A 24833-nucleotide genomic window follows, 5' to 3' on the forward strand; every position below is an offset into this window, starting at 1 on the left:
GAACCGCTTGTGTCTATGGTTGGCTCTGGATCGCCTGATGCAACGACTTTGTAGTAGTACCTCCCGGATTCATTAGAAGTGAACTTCACAGTCACTGCCGCATCGCTGGTTCTATTCACTGTGCCTGCGGTCAGTACTGGCGCGGTAGTGTCTGGTGCCACATATGCTGGGATATCTATTTTGAGCACATTGCTCACGTTATCCGCACTGTCTTTAACTTTAATGTAGATAGATTTTGCACCTGCTGTGAGGCCACTGAGATCAATCGTCGTCTCTGAGGTGGTACACGCTGTACCAACGCCGCTTGTATCTATGGTTGGCTCTGGATCGCCTGACGCAACGACTTCGTAGTAATAATTCCCAGCTTCGTCTGAGGTAAATTTCACACTACCTGCTGTATCACTGGTTCTATTCACTGTGCCTGCGGTCAGTACTGGCGCGGTAGTGTCTGGTGCTACATATGCCGGTATATCTATTTTGAGCACATTGCTCACATTATCTGCACTGTCTTTAACTTTAATATAGATAGATTTTGCACCTGCTGTAAGGCCACTGAGATCAATCGTCGTCTCTGAGGTGGTACACGCTGTACCAACGCCGCTTGTATCTATGGTTGGCTCTGGATCGCCTGACGCAACGACTTCGTAGTAATAATTCCCAGCTTCATCTGAGGTAAATTTCACACTACCTGCTGTATCACTGGTTCTATTCACTGCACCTGCAGTCAGTACTGGCGCGGTAGTGTCTGGTGCCACATATGCCGGTATATCTATTTTGAGCACATTGCTCACATTATCCGCACTGTCTTTAACTTTAATATAGATAGATTTTGCACCTGCTGTAAGGCCACTGAGATCAATCGTCGTCTCTGAGGTGGTACACGCTGTACCAACGCCGCTTGTATCTATGGTTGGCTCTGGATCGCCTGATGCAACGACTTCGTAGTAATAATTCCCAGCTTCATCTGAGGTAAATTTCACACTACCTGCTGTATCACTGGTTCTATTCACTGCACCTGCGGTCAGTACTGGCGCGGTAGTGTCTGGTGCTACATATGCTGGGATATCTATTTTGAGCACATTGCTCACGTTATCTGCACTGTCTTTAACTTTGATATAGATAGATTTTGCACCTGCTGTGAGGCCACTGAGATCAATCGTCGTCTCTGAGGTGGTACACGCTGTACCAACACCGCTTGTATCTATGGTTGGCTCTGGATCGCCTGACGCAACGACTTCGTAGTAATAATTCCCAGCTTCATCTGAGGTAAATTTCACACTACCTGCTGTATCACTGGTTCTATTCACTGTGCCTGCAGTCAATACTGGCGCGGTAGTGTCTGGTGCTACATATGCCGGTATATCTATTTTGAGCACATTGCTCACGTTATCCGCACTGTCTTTAACTTTAATGTAAATGGATTTTGCACCTGCTGTGAGGCCGCTGAGATCAATCGTCGTCTCCGAGGTGGTACACGCTGTACCAACACCGCTTGTGTCTATGGTTGGCTCTGGATCACCTGATGCAACGACTTCGTAGTAATAATTCCCAGCTTCATCTGAAGTAAATTTCACACTACCTGCTGTATCACTGGTTCTGCTCACTGTGCCTGCAGTCAATACTGGCGCTGTGGTGTCTGGTGCCACATATGCCGGTATATCTATTTTGAGCACATTGCTCACGTTATCCGCACTGTCTTTAACTTTAATATAGATAGATTTTGCACCTGCTGTAAGGCCAACAGGGTTTGTGATTGTGATCTCACCTTGTGAACACACCGTCCCTGAACCGCTTGTATCTATGGTTGGCTCTGGATCGCCTGACGCAACGACTTCGTAGTAATAATTCCCAGCTTCATCTGAGGTAAATTTCACACTACCTGCTGTATCACTGGTTCTATTCACTGTGCCTGCGGTCAATACTGGCGCGGTGGTGTCTGGTGCTACATATGCCGGTATATCTATTTTGAGCACATTGCTCACATTATCCGCACTGTCTTTAACTTTAATGTAGATGGATTTTGCACCTGCTGTGAGGCCAACAGGGTTTGTGATTGTGATCTCACCTTGTGAACACACCGTCCCTGAACCGCTTGTGTCTATGGTTGGCTCTGGATCACCTGATGCAACGACTTCGTAGTAATAATTCCCAGCTTCATCTGAGGTAAATTTCACACTACCTGCTGTATCACTGGTTCTATTCACTGTGCCTGCAGTCAATACTGGCGCGGTAGTGTCTGGTGCTACATATGCCGGTATATCTATTTTGAGCACATTGCTCACGTTATCTGCACTGTCTTTAACTTTAATGTAGATGGATTTTGCACCTACTGTGAGGCCAACAGGGTTTGTGATTGTGATCTCACCTTGTGAACACACCGTCCCTGAACCGCTTGTGTCTATGGTTGGCTCTGGATCGCCTGACGCAACGACTTCGTAGTAATAATTCCCAGATTCATCTGAGGTAAATTTCACACTACCTGCTGTATCACTGGTTCTATTCACTGCACCTGCGGTCAGTACTGGCGCGGTAGTGTCTGGTGCCACATATGCCGGTATATCTATTTTGAGCACATTGCTCACGTTATCTGCACTGTCTTTAACTTTAATGTAGATAGATTTTGTACCTGCTGTGAGGCCACTGAGATCAATCGTCGTCTCCGAGGTGGTACACGCTGTACCAACACCGCTTGTGTCCACTGTCGGTGCTGGATCACCTGATGCAACGACTTCGTAGTAATAATTCCCAGCTTCATCTGAGGTAAATTTCACACTACCTGCTGTATCACTGGTTCTATTCACTGCACCTGCAGTCAATACTGGCGCGGTGGTGTCTGGCGCTACATATGCTGGGATATCTATTTTTAAAACATTGCTCACATTATCCGCACTGTCTTTAACTTTAATGTAGATGGATTTTGCACCTGCTGTGAGGCCAACAGGGTTTGTGATTGTGATCTCACCTTGTGAACACACCGTCCCTGAACCGCTTGTATCTATGGTTGGCTCTGGATCGCCTGACGCAACGACTTCGTAGTAATAATTCCCAGCTTCATCTGAGGTAAATTTCACACTACCTGCTGTATCACTGGTTCTATTCACTGTGCCTGCGGTCAGTACTGGCGCTGTGGTGTCTGTTGAAAAAACAACCTCCTCGCCATATCGTGTCCCGACTGCATTCGTTACATACGCCTTCACGTAGTATTTTGTATTTGCACTTAGACCAGTCATACTTGTTGTGAAGGCTCCTGTTGCTGTTGCGCCGCCTTCATCTGTTTTATCAGCTGAGATTGTTGGACTTCCTGTTGTATTCCAGCATACGCCATACGCAGTTGGATTTGGTTTCCCTAAATCCGTTATATTTCCATGTCCTGTTGCTGTTGTTGACGTTATTGAAGTCACTGCTTGTGTGCTTACAGTGGCTGCAGCTGAAATATTTAAAGTAGCCGTATAAGTTGTGTCACTATAACTGGTGCCATCATTTACATCAAATGTAAAAGAAGTATCCGCTCTATTATCCGTTATATATTGTAAATTACCTGCATCCAAGTCTGTTTTACTGATAGTTGCACCATTTAATATAGCTTCTCCACTATCATACAGATCATTATCATTGGCATCCACGTACAGCGTTCCACTGGCAGGTACTGCCGTGATGCGCAGATGATCTAGAACATCTGAATTCCCATCTGAATAGCCAAAATCCGCAGTCCCAAAAGTATAAGTCGCATCTTGGAAAAGACCTGAAGATACTGTAAAGTTAGCAGCCGTTGGAGACGTATTGGAAGATTCCACAAATGGAAATGCAACGTCATTGGCATACATATTCGTTACGATTTCAGTTACACTTGTTCCATCTAAATTTGCACTATATATTTTTTTAACATTTATACTTGGATCTGAAAAATAGATTTTACTTGCTGTTGGATTAACCGTTACGCCTTGTGGCATTCCATAGTCAGATTCATATATGATTTCCAGATTGCTCCCCTCTAAATCTGTCCTGACTACTCTATAATGACTATTTTCCCCCTCTGTGAAATAAATTTTGTCATTTATAGGATCTACTGCTATATCATTAGCATACACGTCACTTATAATTGCTTGCGGATTGCTGCCATCTAAATTTGCGCTGTATATTTTTTTAACAGATGTATGAGGGTCTGAAAAATAGATTTTACCTGCTACTGGATCAACAGCCACGCTCTTTGGGGTCCCTGTAGGAGAATCATACAAGGTTTCCAAATTTGTACCATCTAAATCAATTCGACACACTCTATAGCGGTCTACGCTTGATACTGTCTTTGATTCCGTAAAGTAGATTTTGCTATTGACTGCATCTACTGCTATATCATCAGCGTATACATTACTTAAAATAACTTGTAGGTTACTGCCATCTAAGTCTAAACTATAAATTTTTGCAATGCCATCTTTGGGATCTGAGAAAAAGATTTTACTCGCTTCAGAATCTACTGCAACGCTCGCTGGATTCCCTGTATCTGTGTAATATATCTGTTCCAAATTTGTACCATCTAAATCTGTCCTAGCTACTCTATAATGCCCTGAGCTCGATTCTGTAAAGTATATTTTATTGATCAGATCTTCTGGGCTTGAAGACACTTTTGTTACAAAGTTAAGCGTTGTCTTATCCAAAATTCCGGCAAAAGTCATACCATCTTCATCAAAAAATGCTTTCGGTTCTACTTTAATATAATAAGCAGTTTCTCCTTCTAATGTCACACTTGGCTTGATAACTATGCTATTGCTATTAACACCACTGACCTTTTCATTTGTCCCTTCTATAGATTCAATAAGTGAATCATCATCACTTTTATAAATGCTAATCTTCCCAGTTCCAGCAGATAAGATAGGCTCATCAAAATCAAGTATAATGTCCCCACCTATAGGGAAATTTGTCGCATCATCTGTTGGTGACGTAAGAGTTAGTTTTGGAGGTCTATTATTGGTATTTGACGCCGTCCCATTCTGAGTAAAATAACCTCCAGGCGCATAGATATCTTCATCTCCGTCATTATCGAAGTCTGCTATCAGATAGGTAATTGCATTTTTTAAAGGCAATGTCACATTGGGCTCTACCTCTGCAAATGAACCACTCCCGTCATTTTTATAAAAAATATATTTGCTCCCATTGTAGGCTATAAAGTCCTCATCACCGTCCGAGTCATAATCGATGTCGACTATGTATCTCGTTGTGCCATTATCTACCGTAGCACCCGCTGTTGAAACTGGATTTGGTACGGATGTAAATGTGCCGTCGCCATTATTTCTGAAATACCCCCCAACAGCGTAGATATCTTCATCTCCGTCATTATCAAAGTCTGCCACAAGATAGTCTTCTGCATTCTTTATAGGCAATGTCACATTAGGCGTAATCTCTGCAAATGAACCACTCCCGTCATTTTTATAAAAAACATATTTGCTCCCATTATAGGCTATAAAGTCCTCATCACCGTCTGAGTCATAATCGATATTGACTATATATCTCTTTGTGCCATCATCTACCGTAGCACCCGCTGTTGAAACTGGATTTGGTACGGATGTAAATGTGCCGTCGCCATTATTTCTGAAATACCCCCCAACAGCGTAGATATCTTCATCACCGTCATTATCGAAGTCTGCCACCAAATAGTCTTCTGCATTCTTTATAGGCAATGTCACATTGGGTTCCACCTCTATAAATAAACCAGCGCCATCGTTTTTATAAAAAGCATATTGACTCCCATTGTAAGCTATAAAATCTTCATCACCATCTGAATCATAATCAATATTTATTAAATATCTCGTTGTGCCATCATCTACCGTAGCACCTGCTGTTGAAATTGGATTTGTACCCGCCACATACTCAATACCGCCTACAGATTCAGCTTTCGAAATGCCTGAAAATGAGTATGGGAAAATCATCACAGTAATCAACATAATCACTAATATTTTTTTTGTTTTTTTCAGTCTAAAATTCATTTTAATTGAACTACAAATACTAATTTGCAGTTTACGCCCCCTCTCATATTTAATAATTAAGAAAATTCAACTGCTGATATGGCCATGCTTCATTGGATTTCCTCGTATCTTCATAGTTTTTACCCATTCAGCTATGAAGTATTCTTCCACTATCAACTATATCATACACCCCTAGTCATTTTATAGAAAATAGCTAATTTTTTGATTTCTCGTGTATTTTTACAGATTCTATTTGTATATATAAGGATGTTTATAGGTCAAATTTTAGGCATGTGGTCTATCTCTATAAAAAAAGATGGTCTATGCTATCTTTACTCTCCTTTACCAGAGACCAAACCCTCTAGTTCTTCTTGCGTCAATTCTCTATACGCACCTTTAGGCAGATTCTCATCCAATTTCAAAGTTCCCATCTTCATGCGTTTTAAAAAAGTCACTTTTTTTTCAACAGCTTCGAACATACGCTTAACCTGATGAAACTTGCCTTCATAAATCACCAGTTCAATTTCTGATTCGCTTTCATTTGAAGATAAAATGTGAAGTTCAGCAGGTTTGCATTGGTAGCCATCATCTATTGTGATACCCTCTTTAAATTTTTGGACATCTAAATCGGTCACTTTGGCATCAATCTTTGCAAAATAAAGCTTTGGAACATGTTTTTTAGGCGAGAGTAAATTATGCGCCAACTCGCCATCATCAGTCAATAACAACAGCCCTTCTGTGTCCATGTCCAATCGCCCCACGGGAAAGACATTGTAAAAATTGACATCCTCTTGAAGCAAGTCAATCACCGTCTTATGATGATGATCTTCTGTTGCCGATATAACCCCCTGTGGCTTATTCATCATCAAGTAGATATGCTTTTGATACGTGACTTTTTGACCTTGAAAAAGCACTTCGTCTGTCACCACATCCACTTTCAGCTTGCCACTTTTCACCACACAGCCATTGACCTTGACCTGTCCAAATTTAAGTGCATCCCTCATTTCATTTCTCGATCCTTTTCCCATATTAGAGAGCAGTTTATCCAGCCTAATTTTCTCGCCCATTTATTTTTCTCCTCAATTAAAATAATATTATCGCCATTCAAAATGATATTGATGAAACACTCACATTACATCATTCGCCACGATATTGGATATAAATTTTTGATAAGGCCTTGTTCTACTTTTATAAATCCAAGTGGATACCCTTCTGTGCAAAACAGACAAAAGCCCTTTGTTAGCGTTCCATATGCATTGACTTCATCATAGTCTAAGGTCTCACCTTTTAGAAACTTTAACACTTGAACGGATGAAGCGGGTAAATTGGCAACATTTTTAAAATCGGCCATACACAATCCCATGGCAAAAGCTTGACTCGGCACAAACTTATCCCTTTTAATTTCACCTAAAAGCCATCCATACCTCGCCACATGTAAGCCCTTGATGTCTACTTCTTGTTCTGGTAACAAATAAATTTTTTCGCGTTCGATCATAAAAGTCCCGCTTAACACCTGATTTAAATACTGCTCTGAGAAAGATTTAAGAACTGTTGGCATTTCATTTACGATCTCAGCCCGAGCATTTCGGTCTTTTTTCACTCGATTTGATCCTTTTTTTTCATCCTGTCTTTGTGGTTTTACAAAGTGCCTGCTATTTTTCCTCTCAACGCACTGGTCATTGTTACCTATGCCAACCGCTTCATTGCAAGCTCCATTTTGATAGATCATAGAACCTATAAAATGTCCCTCACCTTTAATTAAATGTGGCCAAAGATGTGCCACACCATTCTTTACATCAAAAAAATCGGAGGTGACATATTGCTTTTTAAACCCTGCATCCAGTGCTTCTAAATATAACATCTGCGCCTCATTTTCAACTTCTGAAAAGGTGCAAGTGGAGTAAACCAATTCGGTATTTTCCTTCACAAGGTCTGGAACGACCTCTAATATTTCTCTTTGCATCTTCGCGCAGGTTTCATTTGCATAAGATGCCCAAGCCTTTACGGCCTTAGAATCCTTCTTAAACATGCCCTCTCCCGAACAAGGCGCATCTATGAGTATGCGATCAAAATAGTGTGGTAATACTCTGGCTATTGTATGCTGATCATCATTGAGAATCAAAACATTCTTAACACCATATTTTTCTACATTCCTCACAATTGCTTTGACGCGTTTATCATTGATGTCATTTGTCACAAGCAACCCTGAGTCCTTAGTGAATGAAGCAATTTGAAGGGATTTTCCTCCTGGAGCTGCGCATAAGTCGAGTATTTTATCACCACTTTGAGGGTTTAACACAGTCACAGGTGACATCGCTGAAGGTTCCTGTATATAATAGAGTCCCGCATAAAAAAGAGGATGCTTAGTCACTGGATCTTCCTCTCTATAATAAAAGCCATCCTCTGTCCATTCAATGGGTTCGAGTGGATAAGGAAAAATTTCAAGAAAATCTTCTACTGAAATCTTCAAAGTGTTAACTCTGAGCCCAGTATAAACAGGTGTATCATAAGACGCTAAAAACGCTTCAAATTCAGTTCCTAACTTTATCTTCATCCTATCTAAAAATGCAATCGGCAAATTCATTTTTCTAGTCCACTGTTAGAGTGTCAAAAGTCAGTTTCGCATAAAACATCTGCCCCTTATGCTGCATCGTATACTTCCCGTAAACAACATCATAGGGTAAAGGGTTACTCAACTTTTGATTTTTGACATTCTAACTAATCCTTTTCATTTTAGTCTAGCCATTTCATGACATATGCTTTATAATATCATATATAGCAGGTATTTTGTTTATAAAAATTGTAACCAAAATTTGCACTTAATCCATATATTAAAAGGAGTGATTACAGTGCCATTAGTAACGACAAAAGAAATGTTCAAAAAAGCCTATGAAGGCGGATATGCAGTTGGTGCCTTTAACGTAAACAACATGGAAATTATCCAAGGTATCGTTAAAGCTGCTGCTGAAACAAAATCACCATTGATTCTTCAAGTTTCTGCAGGGGCGCGTAAATATGCAAGTCCTGTTTATTTGAAAAAATTAGTTGAAGCTGCTTTAATCGAGCATCCAGAGCTTGATATCGCACTCCATCTCGATCATGGTGAAGATTTTGAAATCTGTAAAGCATGTATTGATGATGGCTTTACTTCAGTTATGGTAGATGGTTCTCATTTATCATTTGAAGAAAACATCGAACTCACTAAAAAAGTAGTTGAGTATGCTCATGCAAGAGGTGTTGTTGTTGAAGCTGAGCTCGGAAGACTTGCTGGTATCGAAGATGCAGTCAATGTGTCAGCGGAAGATGCAACATACACAGATCCTAAACAAGCAGTTGAATTCGTAGAAAAAACTGGATGTGACTCATTGGCAATTGCTATTGGAACAAGCCATGGTGCATACAAGTTTGCTGCTGATTCTGATCCGAAATTAGACATCGAAAGATTAAAAGTCATTTCTGATCTTCTTCCAGGATTCCCACTTGTATTACACGGCGCTTCTTCAGTAGTACCTGAATATGTTGCTATGTGTAATGAATACGGTGGTAAACTGGTTGATGCTAAGGGTTGCCCTGAGCCTCAATTGAGAGAATCTGCAAAATACGGCATCTGCAAGATTAATATTGACTCTGATTTAAGACTTGCTCTTACTGGAACAATCAGACAACAATTTTCAAAAGATCCAAGTAATTTTGACCCTAGAAAATACTTGGCACCTGCTAGAGAAGCAATCTACGGTATGGTAAAACATAAAATGATTAATGTACTAGGTTGCGATCAAAAATAAAAAAAATGCTAGTGTTAAAGGCCTTTAATTTTTAAAGGCCTTTTCATTTTATGTTCAAAATCGTGTCCGAAAAATTCGTGTCCTGCAAATATGGATTACGCTTCTAACTGTCCTCTCTATTCATATGAATAATTCGTTCTCTATTCTAAAGCATTAATTGAGACCATTCAAGGGACCTTCCTGAGTTATTTACTTTTTTATATATTTTTCACTCATTTCAATAAAGTGCTTAAAAATATGATCCAAATCCTCTCCGAACGCGTTTAAATAATACCCATGCTGATCCTGATTTTCAATTTTGTCAATCACCTGTCTATCTAATAAAAGTTTTAATTTGCGATTAAGTTCCGTGTTGCTTAAAAAATCAATTTGTCCCAGAATTTCGTTATACCCATGATAACCCTGACCAATAACCGATATAATTTCTGGAATCCACCTCATTCTGAAGACATCATGTATAAGTTGAAAGCCCTCAGTCATTGTATTTGTCGATTTCATCTTGCCTCCCACTGGATTAAGAAACATTTTTGTCTCTTTTTGTTATCTCTATTCTATCATATACTTAAACAAATGATAATTAATTTCATTTAAATTAAAGGAGGATAACATGAATAAAACAGATCAAATGAACCTATACCTTGCTGATTTAGCAGTAATGAACATCAAATTACACAATTTACATTGGCATGTGGTTGGCGTTAACTTCTTTGCCATTCACAATTTTACAGAAAGTCTCTATGATGACTTCTTCTCAAAATTTGACGATGTAGCTGAACAACTTAAAATCAAAGGTGTCACTCCCCTAACCCGCTTAAAAGATTATCTTGAAATAACTTCAATCGAAGAGCTAGAACCTAAAAATTTCTCAACCAAAGAAGTCCTCAATATCCTTTTAGACGATTTAAATCACTTCAAAAAACAGGCCCTCTCAATACGTCAATTGGCGATTGAAGAAGACGATTTTAGCACTGCAAATATGTTTGAAGAGCATATTACAGGCTTTGAAAAAAATCTTTGGTTTTTATCCAGTATGAATAAATAATTTGACTTATCAAAAACGCTTCTTTAAGCAGTGAGTGCTATCCTACATGTTCTCACGCCCCAAAAGGGGCGTTTTTGTTGCACTTATACGCTTAACCATACCTTCAAAAATGTGTTCATCTTTTCGATAGTGTGTTAAAATAGTAAGGAGAAAAATAAGGAGGTTTTACAATGAATCCACAAGTAAAAATAGAAGTAAAAGGTTTTGGCACTATGGTTGCTGAACTTTATCCTGAAATAGCACCTACATCTGTGAATAATTTCTTAACGCTTGCAAGCGAAGGGTATTATGACGGTCTTATTTTCCACAGAGTTATCAAAGGCTTTATGATTCAAGGTGGTTGTCCACACGGTTCTGGCATGGGTGGCCCCGGCTATGGCATCAAAGGTGAATTCAGCAGTAACGGCTTTAAAAACGATCTTAAGCATACTGAAGGTGTCCTATCTATGGCGAGATCTCAAATGCCTAATAGTGCAGGGAGCCAGATCTTTATCATGCATAAAAACTCGCCACATCTTGATGGCAGTTATGCTGCGTTTGGCAAGGTCATAGAAGGTTTAGAATTGGTTGATCAAATTGCAAATGTCAAAACAGGCGCTCAGGATCGTCCTAAAGAAGATGTTGTGATTGAAAAAATGACCGTTGAACTCAATGGCTACGAAATTGGTGAAATTGAGAAATTCTAAGTAATTAGTTTGATTCAATATTCTCAACAAAGTAAAACAGCCCCATATAGTCAGATAAAAAACACGCGGTCCTCGCTAGACTGCGGCGTGCCTTTTATCTGATCATATGGGGCTGTATCTATTTTACAAGGAGCGCCTTTGCCTATACCTACAGCAGCTAATCTACTGTAAAATCCAAAAGGTCCAGTGGCCTACGTTCAATAATTTCGCCCTTTTCCAAGTCAATTTTTAGAAGATAATTTTTATACACAAGCGGTGATGCCTTTGAACCATCAGAAGCGTTTGTTCCCACTGTACAAGCTATTGAGAATACGCCATTTTCATACGACGGTTCAATATTAGATTTGTTGTGCCCATAGCCATTGGTGTCAGCTAATCGATTAAAATTGTAGTCCCCACCACGTAATTGCTCTTGGAGATTAATTGAAACCTCACTCTGACCTCTTGCCTTGTAAACAAATTCATAGTGCCCTCCAAGTGTCGATTGCGGGTATTCCATATAAATATCCTCAAAAATAGCATATTGTTTAATACTGTGAGGTGATTGTACACCAATAATGTGATCATCGAGAACAGGGCGGTTAACATCTTGAGTTTTCAGTACGAATCCATCTTCTGAGTCGTAAGCATATTGCCAATCTAATTTTTCAACCACATTTTCCCAAGTCAAAGGCAGATATGTCATATCATTATAAGTTATAACAGGATAAGTTGACAAGTTGTTTTCAAAGAATTCATCAGAAGCGATTTCATTTAGAGCCACTTTATAATCATAAATACTGGCCTTTACCGAAAGTGGATTCTTTCGTTTTTTTGAAAGAACATCTAATTTGACCACTGTAGGGTCTGCATTTCCAATAAAAAGTGTATTGGACTTCGTTGGGATTTGAAAATAGGCGCTAGATTTAATACCTAAAAATGCGCAGTTTTGATTAGTCAACGGTAAATACAAGATATTTTTGTAAGTAATAAAAGGATACTCAGCGGTTGTATTATCATACACTTCATCGTTTAGAGCTATTATGTAGCAAGGCATCGAAGCATTCACCGTCTCAATAAGCTGAGGCGCATCAGTGCCAGCAAACCCATTAACCATCATAACTTGAGAGAACAGCATCATCAAAATCAATAATTTTGAAACAGCATACCGCCTCTTCGTTTTAAATTTTTTCATCATATAAACCTCCCTATTTGTAATGTCCATGCTTATTCTAATATCAATCACACGTCCATAGTTTAACATTTTGCCATTACATTACAAATACATTTGCGTTACATCTTTTTAAAATTCAAGAGTCCTCTTAAAGTTTTTATTCTAATATCTGTTTAAAGCGTTATACTTTGGCGCTTATCTGGTATACTGTATGTAAAATATTATAATGTTAAACTGGAGGCGATCAACTATGAAAACGATTGGTTTATTAGGCGGCATGAGCTGGGAATCATCACTAGAGTACTATCGAATTATCAACGAAGAGGTTAAGTTAAAACTGGGCGGATCACACTCTGCGAAATGTGTGATGTTCTCCTTTGATTTTCATGATGTGGAAACGCTCCAACACAATGGTGATTGGGAGTCACTTACAAAAGAAATGGTTACACAGGCCCAAAATTTAAAAAATGCAGGTGCTGAATTTATTGTGATCTGTACCAATACCATGCATCTCATGGCGCCAAACATTGAACAGGAGACGGGTTTGAAGGTGCTACATATTGCGGATGTAACGGGTAAAAGCATTAAGTTAAAAAATCTGAAAAAAGTCGCTTTACTGGGTACGAAATTCACGATGGAAGGTGATTTCTACAAAGCAGTCTTAAAAGACAAGCATGACATAGACGTGATTATTCCAAATGAATCAGACAGACAAATCGTTCACGATATCATTTACAATGAATTGGTTGTTGGCATCATCAACCCAGAAAGTAAGTTGCAATATGCCAAAATTATCGAGAAACTGGCATCTGATGGCGCCGAAGGTGTTATCTTAGGCTGTACTGAAATTCCACTTTTGATTCAGCAGCAAGATGTCTCTATCCCCGTCTTTGATACCACCGAAATCCATTCCAAAGCAGCAGTTTCGTTTGCCCTTGAAGCGTGATAGAGCATCAGTATTGAAAGCCTTTAACTTATTCAAATACATCCAAAAAAAACAAATTTTTTTTAATCTCATACAAAATATAACTTCCTTTATGCAAAATAATCTTTCCAATTAACTTTTAAAATAGGTATTTTTATTGACAAAGTCATGGAATAAAGCTATAATCAAAAAAATATAAAATAAATTCTAAGATTGAAGAGAGTACTTATTAAGCGTTACTTATAGCGAGTCGGTGATTGGTGAAAAGTCCGATATTAACGATAGTAAGGAATGGGTTCATGAGAAGCAAGGTGAAATTGATTAAAGTAGCTGATGCCGTTTCTCCACGTTACAGGAGTAGGATATCGAAGATCACTTCCGTATCTGAGTATGAATAGCGATACTTATTTAAGTATTGGGTGGCATAATGAAGCAAACACTTCGTCCCAATTTTTGGGGCTAAGTGTTTTTTTATTTTATAAAATAACGCTTATAAAATATGCATGTGCTTTGGTCGCCTTTCATGCCTCTTGAAACAGAAACATGAGATCTTTGAAAGACAGTTTGCAAATTAGATTTTAGAGGAGGCAAAATCATGCACAAAAGAGAACAGACTTATTACACTAAGGGCAATATCAAAATTGACAAAACCAAGGCATACTTAGAGCAAGAAAATATTATCGAAAGCATTGCCCAACAACTGGTTTATAAAAAAGGCGGTGTTTTTGCCAGCAATTACGAATATCCCGGTCGCTATTCAAGATGGGAAATCGCTTTTACAGACCCCTGTCTAGAACTTAGATTTTTTGAAAGCAAGTTTATCATTCAAGCTCTAAATTCGAGGGGGGATATTCTGCTTGACGTCATTACGAACAGTATTTCTGCACTCAGTGGCATCCACATCATAGAAAAAAGTGAAGCCTATATCGTTGGCCACATTGAAAAAAGCAATGCCATTTTTAGCGAAGAAGAACGCAGTAAACAGAATTCAATCTTTTTAGTCATTCGTAATATTATAGACTTGTTTTACTCAAAAGAGGATGACAAACTGGGCTTATATGGTGCTTTTGGCTATGACTTAGTCTTTCAATTTGAGTCGGAAATCAGATTTAACAAAGAAAGACCTCAAGGTCAAGAAAATCTCGTCCTATTTTTACCTGATCAATTGTATGTCAAAGACAGACAACTTGGAAAACAATATACAATAGCTTATGATTTCACAACTGAAAAAGGCACCACATTGGGTTTAAGTCGCGAAGAAAGAACAACCGGTCTCTGCCAAATCGAGTCAGAAGCACTTGAAAATATAACTTCTGAAAAAGGCAGTTATGCTAAAATCGTCGAAAAGGCCATTGATTATTTTAAACGGGGCGACCTCTTTGAAGTAGTTCCCTCTCATATACTTGCACAAAAAATTGAGTTAAACCCCTATGAGGTCTTTTTAAATACCATAAGAATCAATCCAAGCCCTTACAATTTCTATTTGAATTTGGGAAAAGAATCCTTAGTGGGTTCATCCCCTGAGATGTTCGTCAGAGTTGAAGGCGATAAAGTAGAGACCTGCCCGATCTCCGGAACCATCAAAAGAGGTCGCAATGCTTTGGAAGATGCCGATCAAGTGAGAACCTTACTCAATTCTACAAAAGACGAAAATGAATTGACCATGTGCACTGATGTGGACCGCAACGATAAATCTAGAATTTGTGTTCCCGGCTCTGTGGAAGTGATCGGTAGAAGACAAATCGAATTCTATTCTCACTTAATACACACTGTAGATCATGTGGTTGGACAGTTACAGCCCGGTTTTGATGCCATTGATGCCTTCTTAACGCATATGTGGGCTGTAACCATCACAGGTGCTCCTAAGAGGGCAGCCATAGAATGGATTGAAAATGAAGAAAAAACACCGAGAGCATGGTATGGCGGCGCTGTGGGATTCATGCTATTCAACGGCGATATGAATACTGGGTTGACGCTGAGAACCATTAGAATGAAGGATCAAATCGCTCAAATTCGTGTGGGGGCAACTTTATTGATTGATTCTAATCCAGCAGATGAAGAAGAGGAAACTTACACTAAGGCCCGTGCACTCTTAAAAAGCATTGTGGCTTTCGACCCAACTGAGAAGAAGCATTTAACCTTTAACAGTTATACAGGTAAAAAAATACTCATTGTAGATCATGAAGATTCTTTTGTACACACACTTGGAAACTATATGAAGCAATTAGGTGCTGAGGTGGTCACGTTAAGACATCATCATGCCAGAAAAGTCCTTAAGGAAAATACTTCGTACGATGTGGTGGTGCTCTCTCCCGGTCCCGGAAATCCAGAGCAATTTTCTCTAAGTGAAACCATAAGTCTTTGTGTTGAGAACGAGATTCCAATATTCGGTGTTTGCCTTGGACTACAAGGCATCGTGGAACACTTTGGAGGCCAACTGGGCATTCTCGACCATCCGCGACATGGCAAAAAATTCAAAGTCACCTTAAATAAACCTGCATTGTATAAAGGTATGGAAAATCAAATCAATGTCGGCCTATACCATTCGCTATACGCTAAAAAAGTGCCTGATACCCTTGATGTGTTTGCGCTGGATGATGAAGACGTCGTCATGGGCGTAAGACATAAGACACTGCCGATTTCTGCGGTTCAGTTCCATCCAGAATCTTTACTGACTTCTAGTAATAGTAATGGACTGAGATTGATTGATAATATATTTAAGGATTTGGGATTATAAAATTTATTGCACATAGAGTACCCCCACCCTATACACTCACCTCTTCGGCACGCGGTCCTCGCGAGGCTGCGGAGTGCCTACAATGTGAGTGTAGAGGGTGGGGGTTTTAATGGTGAATTATGCCGTTGATGATGGTCTAAGCTTCTCTAAGACTACTATTGTATATAAAAAATATTTTTCCTCTGGGCTATCTTGCAATGCTCCTGAAAATAATGTATAAATTTCTTCTAATTTATCAATTGAGGTACTACTTATTTTTTTTTCAGAGTTAGCAAGTTGGAAACAAAACTCTTTAAATCTCGTTGCATTTTTTTCAATGTATTCCCTAGATTCTATATTCCCATTTGAACTCAAAGATTCAACTTTCTCTATAATCGTATCTAAATCTTCTAGAGCAAATTTAATAAATATAGAATTTTCTGAGGCACTACTATTATCAATGATGACTTCAAATCTAGAAATCACATCCACTATGTCCAAACCTTGAATAATTTGCTCACTTGTGTGATTAATAAATCTCTCCATCACAGGATATTTTCCTAGTATTCTTCCCTTAATATCCTTTATAAATTTTATGATCATATCAATTGAATTAATATGATCTATAGACACAGAGTTATCAATACTCGGTATCCAAAATTCATTTAATTGATAACTCATTTGTTCTATTGTAAAGATTCCTGCAAAAACACTTTCAATTTCATCATATTTCTTTTTACCTAACAAGCTTACTTCAATTAGTGGAATCATTTGATTAGAACAATTCATCAAAATCCTTCTTTTTAAAGAACTAATCGTGGTCTTAATCTCACTTTTTTTATCACCATCAAAATTGCATATTTTATCTTTAAACTTTGTGAGCATGCTATTTGCAATATTTGAATTAACATTACCTCCATAATTATAAAAATTTTCTAACATTGCAATCAATTGAATTATTATTTTATCTTGATCTTCTTCTCCGATCTCAGGACTCAATGTTGAGTTAATGATCACATGAATATACTCATCTCTACCTTTATCCCATCTCATCTGATCCATTGCAGGAATTATATTGTTTTTTACGAGTTTTCCATTTTTTAATTCTATTTTGATTTGTTGAGTCTGCGGAAAAATTTTATCGCTCTCTTCCTTATATAATTCAAAAATAATAATTTTAGTGATCGCCCTAACCATACTATTATCCATATATCTTAATTCCATAAATAAGTTTGCTATATCAGGAATATCTTCTGAAAATCTCCCCTTTGATGAGAGTTGGCTCACTATTTCTTTATATTCATTTTCAAAATATATTTTTACAAAATTTATGTTACAGATACACCTAATCCAATTCTCATTGCTATAATCACTTTGTCTTCTAAATTCATTTCCAAACCAAAGACGATTTACAATTTCAATATCACGCTCAAACTCTCTAAAAAACCTCTTCATTTTCCGTGGATCAACTAATGCCTTTTCAAGAACTGTAGTTATTTTTTCTAAAGGCTCTACTCTCTCTTTGTTATTTTTAGGATTTTCACTTTTAATTCGCTCTATTTCAGCTCTTATTCTATCTAAATATTTATCAAGGTTTATTTCGTCGTTCTCTAGAAAAATATCCAGTTGCGACGTTAAAACAGAATCAAGATTTTTCCTGAATTCTGGTTTTAAATAAACTTCTCTATCTATGAAAAACCGAACAATTTCTTTCGTTCTGATCGTTGACAGCTCAAATCTTTCAGTAAAATACTTTTGAATATAACCATCATCGATTTTATTTTCCTTGAATTGTTCAAAATCAAGTAAGAACAGAATATAACACCCTGGAATTAAGAGAATTGTATTCAAAAATTTAATCGTATCTTTTATCGTATCACTTGAACACCTATCTAGGTCATCAACGATTATATAAAGTCGCTTTTCATCTTCCTTTTTAGTTTTCTTTTTGTTTAACAATTGGATTTGGGATGATATCTCATCTTTAAAATATTTAAATTCGAGATTGATTTTAGGCTCAAAAATAGTCGCTAATCCGCTTGTGAGGTTTTCTCTTGGATTTGTAATAATAGATAAAATAGATTTAAAATACTGCTCTAACCCACTGGATTTGCCTGAATAAATATTATTGTCATCCAATATATGCTCTAGCTGAATCATTAACTGCTTTGTCATGCTTTCATAACTACTATCAATATTGGGATCAATAGATATAAAATTGCCTTCGACTTCATTTTGCAAGACTTTCACAAAACTGGTTTTTCCCATCCCCCATTTTGCACTGATACCAATAGAAGCTGTTGAATCTTTCATAGAATTCAAATGATTCACAAAAGACTCTAATTGATTTTTTCTTGTTTTAAATAAATCCTCTTTTTTGGTAACGATACTGTCATCTCGAAGAGAATTATCCTCATTTTTCGGATTTTTAGCTTGATCTAATTGTAAGCGATTTCTTTTAGTCATTACTTCTTCAAATAGAATTTGTGAATATATGACTAGAATTGCCATAGACAATTCAAAAATATCGATTCTCCCTAAACTTGAATAAAACAAAATGCTTATCAATAGTAAATATCTGAATACCTTCGAATGCATTTTTAGATACTTACTACGTTCTTTATAATATACAATTCCACCATAAAGCAATGATATACATGTCATGATCAGACTTCCAAAAATACAATTAATAAAAAACACTTCATCTATACCTATGTCTAGATTCCACTTATAGAACAGAAGACCTATAAATAATACAACAAAAGCTTGCTTAATACTGTCTATAAATAAGTCCACTAACTTTCTAAAAGTAACTTTAGTCAGCCATATAAATATTAAGCAACCCGCAATTGAAATTATAAAAAATATTAACTTATGACTCAAGTAAAAATCTATAATAGTTCTATTTGCTAGTATCTCTGAGAATTCTAAATTCATAGCCCTTTTCATAGTTCAAAATACAAACTATTTCCCCCCGTTTTTTTATGATTATTATATCATTAAAAATTAATATACGTTCACATCAAAAGTGTATAAGCTCACATTGATATCATATGCGCAAAGAATCAATGCAAATGTAATATATAACTTAATCCCCTTTTCTATTTATAAATTTTAAAATCCCTATGGATAATGCAAACATCAGTATACATATTAAGAAAAATGGTAACTGAAATATGATATTTTTCCTCAATATAAGGTATGAGCAAATAAACATCATGGGCAATGCGAATAAAAAATCTGTCGCTAATACAGAATACGTGACCAGATCATTTTTATCCGGCTGAAAATTGGGATTACTGGTTTCTTTGACATCGTTGTAAATTTGCTCAAAAAACTTTCTTGCAACTAATATGATTACTAGTGAGAAAACCATACAAAGAATAATCGTGTATACCATCATTTGAGGCATTATCCTTTTAAATTTGTCCATCTTCACCACTTCATTAACATAATTTGAAGTGTATTGATAACTTGGGGCATTTTCTACGAGATAGGGCATTAATTGATTTTCGCTTCCTGCTTTGTATAAAATAAACACGTTATCAAAAAATAAATTTGAATCTGACCATCCATTTGCCAGCTTGTAGGCTATAATCTCATTTAATGCAACCTCTGAATCTGTGGATACTTCTATTACACCGTATTGAGTTGTCCTATCATGTTGAAATGAAATTGCAACAATCGGTAAATTGGTAATACCAACAACTGTATAGTCTTTTTGGTTGATCTTAATCTTGCTGCCTATTATGGCGTCCATATTACCTTCGAAATGCCATTCACTTTGCATTTGGGGATAAGATACTACGGCTTCAAATTCATTGTCATTTGGCAATCTACCTGATATTAAAAATCCTGAAAACCCCGGATAAGATCTTTCATAATTTGGAGATTGTGATATACTCTTCGGGATTGAGACAATCGGTAAGGCGAATTTATTGTCTTTTAAAGCAATCATATATTTTTCATCAATGACATAGACCTTGTCTATATAACTTTTCTTTGATAATTCTATTAACTCTTTAACGTCAAGACGATTATTTGCGTTGGCATATTTCTTTTGAAACGCTTCTTCAGTGACACTGGCATTTATATAGGATGCAGCTGGTTCAGCAATATTTAGCAATTCAATATAATTTTCATTTGGCAATTTTTCGTAATTGGGTACATTATGCAATATAAAATTTGTACTTACCAGTGTCATTAGTGCACACAGAAAAAATATAAATGAACTGATTTGAAAATTAAATTTGGATATGAAAATATGTTTAAATAATTTTTTCCCCATAAGTCAATTGGGCTCCCTTTTTTAAGTTATTTTATCCTCATAGTAATATTCCACGCAGGACATGTAAACACCTTCCAAAATAGAAAAGTTTTCACTACATATTTAGTAACTCTTTTTATGAGTTAAAGTGTCAAAATCATGTTTTGCGCGAACCCTCTAACCTTTATTTCAATTTATAATCCACTCAACCGATTATCTCCCTATAAATAATCAGCAATACCAACCCATTTCTTTATACAATATTTTGCCTCTTATTGGATATTGTTTAAAATAAATAAGCACCATAATATGGTATAATAAAACCAAACAAAATACGATTATAAATCAGAGGAGTCTCTATGAATCAGACAATATACATAATACTCTATTTCATCTTATTAACTGCCAATGTTTTGATCCGTACTCATCTAAGCAAAAATATATTGAAAATTATCCATTTCAGCTCTTTTTGGCTATCCAGCTTTTTAATTCTCAAAATATTTTATGAGACTCGGCTAATGGTACTTGCTATTGCAATTTCTTTAGCGCCCTTTACCTATTTGTTTAGAAAAGCGAAATGATTTCGATTGCTATGGTTAAAAGAAATGACAACACTCATGATAAAAAGGAGGTCATATGCAAAAACAACGCGGTATCGCCATTAAAGCTTTAGTCATCATTGGTATTTTACTTGTGTTGGTTTACGCCATAGAGTCCAATCTAAAGGGCTATGAAAAACTGGATAATACTAATGTAGAGGCACTTATCAAGGCCTCATTAGAAGTTCAATACAATCAAGCCGAATATACTCTGTCTGACATCTATACAGACGGATTTGTCAGTACTCTCAGCAACACTGAATTCTATAAAAATAAATGGGCACCCTATAAGATCATGACAGACGGCATTGTACAAATCGATGAAAATAAGGATAAAACCCTTTTAATTTTCTCAGTTCACATTGAAGATCGTGCCGGTAGCTACTTTCAAACCATTACGATAAAAAAAATGGACCGCAGTTACCGCATTTATCTCATAGAATACGATATTTAGTTCATTATGCTCATGGTATAACTTGGTACTCATTCACTGAGTCGTAACTTATACAATGATTTCAACCGATTGGTAGCCATCGAAAATAACGATATAATTTAAATCCAAAGCTTTAAAACTTAAAATTTTCTTGAAGGGGTATCTTGATAAATAGAGCTGGTACTTCTATTTCTAACGTATGTGCTATATGGTATAATGAGAATATGAGGGGGTGTCATTATGAGTATAAAAAAATTGTCGATTGAAAAATCACTCAAAAATGTGGCAGCGACTTTAGCCTTTGAAAATTTAAGACCTAGTAGAACTGCAATCAATATGAGCAAGCAGGTATTAGAAGGAAAAATTACTGGCACAGAGGCCAGAGCTGAAATATTGAAAAACTACAATGTTCAGGTTAAATCCAATGTATAGCAGATACAATCATAAAGAAAAGGTGCAATCAATCTATTGCTATCCACAAACAGAAGTTTATATCAATCACTTTGAAATTATGGATAGTGAGACATTGATTGAACTTGAAGCCGACCTGACGTCCATCCGCCTTTCCGAGCTCTGTTTAAATGCGAAAAACGGTAGGTTTGGAGTAACACACTTAAAAAATATTCATAAGTATATTTTTCAAGATCTCTATCCTTTTGCTGGGAAAATTAGAGTTGAAGATATATCCAAAGGAAATACTCAATTTTGCTTGTGTCAGTATATTGAGGCGAATCTTGAAAATGTGCTTGGAAAGTTGAAACGAGAGCATTTTCTTTTGGACTCTTCTCGTGAAGCATTTATAAAGCAAATAGCTTATTATATGTCAGAACTAAATGTAATTCATCCTTTTCGCGAAGGCAATGGCAGAACCATCCGAGAGTTCGTCAGACAATTGGCACTCAAAAATGGCTATGAAATTAACTGGTATAAAATAGATTCAAATGCCCTTCTTAAAGCGACAATCTTGGCCGTTGATTTTGATTTGTCGTTGCTGGAAGATTGCATAAGTCAAGCAATTGAAGCGGAATGACTTGATTTTACATATTGATCGCTAAGAGGTCTCTATATCACATTGTAGGCACTCCACAGTTTCACAAAGACTGTGTGCCAGAGATGTAATTATAGCGACCTCTTTGTGTTCTATTTATAATTTAACACCCAAATCATCAAGGATATCCTTTGTGAGTTTTGACAAAAGTCTATTGCCATAACTTCTTGATAAAATGAAACTTTGGATACCACATATGTATCGTCAGAGTGCCAAAATTCACTTTCACATGAACCCTTTATCATACTAAAAAACACGCCCTAACATCACATTACTGGCACTCCGCAGCCCAGCGAGGACCGCGTGCCAGTAATGTGATGTTAGGGCGTGTTTGCCATTAAAAAAGAAGTGCTTTGTTGTTTATAGCACTCCTTTTTCTACGATTACTTATTAATCAACTCTGACTTCACCAATAAATTTTTGATCGCTTGTGCTGCTTCAGCATAGGTCAAATTTGATTTTGGTGAAATAGTCGTAGCTGTAGTTCCACTAATAACATGAGCTGATAGTACTTCCTTAACGTAATTTGTTGCCCAACTACTTACTTTTGAAAAATCTGAATAACTTTGATAACTATTGGGGTCAATTCCGACAAGGTTGGTGATCTTCATGGCTTTTTGGTACATAGTCATAGCTTCCTCTCTAGTGATCAATGCCTCTGGTCTAAATGTACCATCTGTATATCCCGTCACGATTCCGATTTCACTTGCGATGAGAATAGCTGACGTTCTATCACCCATTACACTCATATCCACATACTTGTTTACATACTCTGAATTTTCTCTATATAATCCCAAGGCTCTCACTATATATTCCGCAAAATCACCTCTCGTAATCTTTTGATCTGGTACAAAAGTTTTTGGATTAAAAATGATCATTCTAGATGCCATATCGTTAACGACATCCTTTGACCAATGATTTTCTACAGAGCTCACAGTAACTGTATTCCAAATCACTGAATAGTTTGAGTTGGTAAGTGAATTTAGTTTTGCATACCATTTCCCATTCCTTTGAAAGATGACTGTAGGGATATGACTATACGTACCATCCATATTAAATACAATACCCGTAGTGATCTTATTTGGATCCACACTCACCGGGATTTCCATAACTCTCTCTACGTAATTACTAAACTTACTAATTTCAACTTTCTCTGTTGTGCCATCATCTTTGGTTATTTTTGCATCCAACTCAAATGCAGTTGGCGGGAATACAAGTTCCGCCCCATTTGCTTTAGCCTTTACATTGTATTTTGCGACCATGGTTTCATCTAACTTGGTAATTCGAACTTCAATTTTAATACTTTCCAAATCTTTTTCCAAAACACCAAGATTTTCCGCAACTTTATCAATAGTAAATTCTTCTGCAGGAATGACGTATTCCACGTTATCACGCTTAACAGATACATTAAAGATGTTTTCTTCAAGTTTCTTGATAATATCTCCTGTAAGTTCTACTTTTGCAACGTCAGTCTTAGTATCAGTTATAATCACTTGTATACTATTTTTAGTTTTGGCTATATTATTTTTAATTGTTTCATTAATTTTGCTTGTCATCACTGTATTGTTAACTTCTATAGTTACGGTTAATTTCCCATTTTCAATTTTTTTTATTTCCTTACCTACCTCTTGCTCTTTACCATTGATAATTACACTGGCTGACTCTTGGCTTGGCTGTGTAGTAGGTGTTGTTATCGTGCTCTGTTCTTTTTCTGATTCCCCTTGATCATTTGAACCTGCAGGTGCTGGTAAGGTCACAGCCATACTGGTTACCTTTGTAAATCCTGTTGCTGTGAATCCAAGTTGCGCATTATTGACTAAAGCGGCATTGGTGGCCCCTAAGTCTGTGAAGGTTGCAACACCTGCATTTGCTGTTGCCGTTGTGGTCCCGGTCAGCGTCCATGTGCCACCATCTTCTCGAGCTGCTGTTACTACAGTTGTGTTATCCCCTGTACAAGCATTGCCAAACGCATCCTTTACTGCAACCTTGGGTTGTTGCGCAAAGCTACTGCCATTCGATGTTGGCGCCATAACATCCTGTGTCACTACAATTGAGGCAGCTGTACTATGAATCGGCGTGATTGTCAGTGTATTCGTTGTCAGTGTTGTCACTGATTCAAGACTAAAGCCTAGGGTTTGTCCATCTGCCTTGTTTAATTTCAGATTGGCCGTCCCAACACCATCTGTGAAGGTTACTGGGATCACCTGTCCTGCTCCGGCAGA

Annotated in this window: 16 protein-coding genes and 1 other annotated feature; of the genes, 8 read left to right on the top strand and 8 right to left on the bottom strand. The window is 37.2% G+C overall.

Translation table 11 applies throughout. From position 1 onward, the window contains the following. The 3 genes from ISU02_RS22930 to ISU02_RS22940 form a co-directional block, all read right to left on the bottom strand. On the bottom strand, positions 1 to 5978 hold a 5978-nt coding region (locus ISU02_RS22930), incomplete at its 3' end, for an FG-GAP-like repeat-containing protein (RefSeq protein ID WP_194704196.1). Positions 5979 to 6289: 311 nt separating this feature from the next. Next, complete coding sequence (locus ISU02_RS22935; RefSeq protein ID WP_207736513.1) at positions 6290 to 7024, bottom strand: pseudouridine synthase; 735 nt, start codon at positions 7022 to 7024, stop codon at positions 6290 to 6292. A gap of 65 nt (positions 7025 to 7089) precedes the next feature. Then, a complete protein-coding gene (locus ISU02_RS22940; RefSeq protein WP_207736514.1) occupies positions 7090 to 8541 on the bottom strand; it encodes an RsmF rRNA methyltransferase first C-terminal domain-containing protein in 1452 nt (483 codons plus the stop codon). Between the two features lie 265 nt (positions 8542 to 8806). Here ISU02_RS22940 and fba point away from each other — a divergent pair, with 265 nt between their 5' ends. Further along, the gene (gene fba / locus ISU02_RS22945) at positions 8807 to 9742 is read left to right on the top strand and encodes a class II fructose-1,6-bisphosphate aldolase (RefSeq protein WP_194704198.1); all 936 of its coding nucleotides are present in this window, start codon (positions 8807 to 8809) and stop codon (positions 9740 to 9742) included. A gap of 189 nt (positions 9743 to 9931) precedes the next feature. Here fba and ISU02_RS22950 read toward each other — a convergent pair whose 3' ends face one another. After that, complete coding sequence (locus tag ISU02_RS22950; RefSeq protein ID WP_194704199.1) at positions 9932 to 10240, bottom strand: winged helix-turn-helix transcriptional regulator; 309 nt, start codon at positions 10238 to 10240, stop codon at positions 9932 to 9934. Positions 10241 to 10349: 109 nt separating this feature from the next. Between ISU02_RS22950 and ISU02_RS22955 the strand changes: the two genes are divergently transcribed. Beyond that, positions 10350 to 10784 (top strand): Dps family protein, encoded by a 435-nt coding sequence (locus ISU02_RS22955; RefSeq protein ID WP_194704200.1) that lies wholly within the window; start codon positions 10350 to 10352, stop codon positions 10782 to 10784. A 170-nt stretch (positions 10785 to 10954) separates the two neighbouring features. Then, on the top strand, positions 10955 to 11470 hold the full coding sequence (locus tag ISU02_RS22960) for a peptidylprolyl isomerase (RefSeq protein WP_194704201.1): 516 nt from the start codon (positions 10955 to 10957) through the stop codon (positions 11468 to 11470). Positions 11471 to 11627: 157 nt separating this feature from the next. Here the strand turns inward: ISU02_RS22960 and ISU02_RS22965 are convergent, their stop codons facing one another. Beyond that, a complete protein-coding gene (locus ISU02_RS22965) occupies positions 11628 to 12644 on the bottom strand; it encodes a hypothetical protein (RefSeq protein ID WP_194704202.1) in 1017 nt (338 codons plus the stop codon). Between the two features lie 229 nt (positions 12645 to 12873). Between ISU02_RS22965 and ISU02_RS22970 the strand changes: the two genes are divergently transcribed. Continuing rightward, positions 12874 to 13569, top strand: coding sequence for an aspartate/glutamate racemase family protein (locus ISU02_RS22970; protein ID WP_194704203.1), 696 nt, complete (start codon positions 12874 to 12876; stop codon positions 13567 to 13569). A 179-nt stretch (positions 13570 to 13748) separates the two neighbouring features. Then, positions 13749 to 14000: a binding site (T-box leader), on the top strand. Between the two features lie 143 nt (positions 14001 to 14143). Next, on the top strand, positions 14144 to 16285 hold the full coding sequence (locus ISU02_RS22975) for an anthranilate synthase component I (RefSeq protein ID WP_194704204.1): 2142 nt from the start codon (positions 14144 to 14146) through the stop codon (positions 16283 to 16285). A 117-nt stretch (positions 16286 to 16402) separates the two neighbouring features. On the opposite strand, the gene ISU02_RS22980 is transcribed toward ISU02_RS22975, so the two are convergent. Next, on the bottom strand, positions 16403 to 19201 hold the full coding sequence (locus ISU02_RS22980) for a P-loop NTPase fold protein (RefSeq protein WP_194704205.1): 2799 nt from the start codon (positions 19199 to 19201) through the stop codon (positions 16403 to 16405). Between the two features lie 151 nt (positions 19202 to 19352). Next, positions 19353 to 20552, bottom strand: coding sequence for a hypothetical protein (locus tag ISU02_RS22985; RefSeq protein ID WP_194704206.1), 1200 nt, complete (start codon positions 20550 to 20552; stop codon positions 19353 to 19355). A gap of 615 nt (positions 20553 to 21167) precedes the next feature. Between ISU02_RS22985 and ISU02_RS22990 the strand changes: the two genes are divergently transcribed. The 3 genes from ISU02_RS22990 to ISU02_RS23000 all read left to right on the top strand — a co-directional run bounded on the left by ISU02_RS22990 (position 21168) and on the right by ISU02_RS23000 (position 22593). After that, the gene (locus tag ISU02_RS22990; protein WP_194704207.1) at positions 21168 to 21584 is read left to right on the top strand and encodes a hypothetical protein; all 417 of its coding nucleotides are present in this window, start codon (positions 21168 to 21170) and stop codon (positions 21582 to 21584) included. Positions 21585 to 21803: 219 nt separating this feature from the next. Continuing rightward, positions 21804 to 21995 carry an antitoxin VbhA family protein gene (locus tag ISU02_RS22995; protein WP_194704208.1) on the top strand — a complete coding sequence of 64 codons (192 nt, stop codon included), beginning with the start codon at positions 21804 to 21806 and terminating at the stop codon, positions 21993 to 21995. Beyond that, positions 21988 to 22593: a Fic/DOC family protein gene (locus ISU02_RS23000; RefSeq protein WP_194704209.1), complete on the top strand. Its 606-nt coding sequence runs from the start codon at positions 21988 to 21990 to the stop codon at positions 22591 to 22593. The genes ISU02_RS22995 and ISU02_RS23000 overlap by 8 nt, the downstream gene beginning before the upstream one ends. Before the next feature lie 401 nt (positions 22594 to 22994). Here ISU02_RS23000 and ISU02_RS23005 read toward each other — a convergent pair. After that, positions 22995 to 24833: S-layer homology domain-containing protein (locus tag ISU02_RS23005; RefSeq protein ID WP_207736516.1), on the bottom strand; the 1839-nt coding region annotated here is incomplete at its 5' end.

It is taken from the genome of Fusibacter ferrireducens (assembly GCF_015352425.1).
Lineage (GTDB): Bacteria > Bacillota > Clostridia > Peptostreptococcales > Acidaminobacteraceae > Fusibacter_A > Fusibacter_A ferrireducens.

What these genes read in the sequence shown, in the direction of transcription:
- ISU02_RS22960 (WP_194704201.1), top strand. Translation starts at nt 10,955, where the DNA reads ATGAATCCACAAGTAAAAATAGAAGTAAAAGGTTTTGGCACTATGGTT.
- ISU02_RS22935 (WP_207736513.1), bottom strand. Translation starts at nt 7,024, where the DNA reads ATGGGCGAGAAAATTAGGCTGGATAAACTGCTCTCTAATATGGGAAAA.
- ISU02_RS22980 (WP_194704205.1), bottom strand. Translation starts at nt 19,201, where the DNA reads ATGAATTTAGAATTCTCAGAGATACTAGCAAATAGAACTATTATAGAT.
- ISU02_RS22995 (WP_194704208.1), top strand. Translation starts at nt 21,804, where the DNA reads ATGAGTATAAAAAAATTGTCGATTGAAAAATCACTCAAAAATGTGGCA.
- ISU02_RS22990 (WP_194704207.1), top strand. Translation starts at nt 21,168, where the DNA reads ATGCAAAAACAACGCGGTATCGCCATTAAAGCTTTAGTCATCATTGGT.
- ISU02_RS23000 (WP_194704209.1), top strand. Translation starts at nt 21,988, where the DNA reads ATGTATAGCAGATACAATCATAAAGAAAAGGTGCAATCAATCTATTGC.
- ISU02_RS22965 (WP_194704202.1), bottom strand. Translation starts at nt 12,644, where the DNA reads ATGAAAAAATTTAAAACGAAGAGGCGGTATGCTGTTTCAAAATTATTG.
- ISU02_RS22970 (WP_194704203.1), top strand. Translation starts at nt 12,874, where the DNA reads ATGAAAACGATTGGTTTATTAGGCGGCATGAGCTGGGAATCATCACTA.
- ISU02_RS22955 (WP_194704200.1), top strand. Translation starts at nt 10,350, where the DNA reads ATGAATAAAACAGATCAAATGAACCTATACCTTGCTGATTTAGCAGTA.
- ISU02_RS22950 (WP_194704199.1), bottom strand. Translation starts at nt 10,240, where the DNA reads ATGAAATCGACAAATACAATGACTGAGGGCTTTCAACTTATACATGAT.
- ISU02_RS22940 (WP_207736514.1), bottom strand. Translation starts at nt 8,541, where the DNA reads ATGAATTTGCCGATTGCATTTTTAGATAGGATGAAGATAAAGTTAGGA.
- ISU02_RS22975 (WP_194704204.1), top strand. Translation starts at nt 14,144, where the DNA reads ATGCACAAAAGAGAACAGACTTATTACACTAAGGGCAATATCAAAATT.
- ISU02_RS22985 (WP_194704206.1), bottom strand. Translation starts at nt 20,552, where the DNA reads ATGGGGAAAAAATTATTTAAACATATTTTCATATCCAAATTTAATTTT.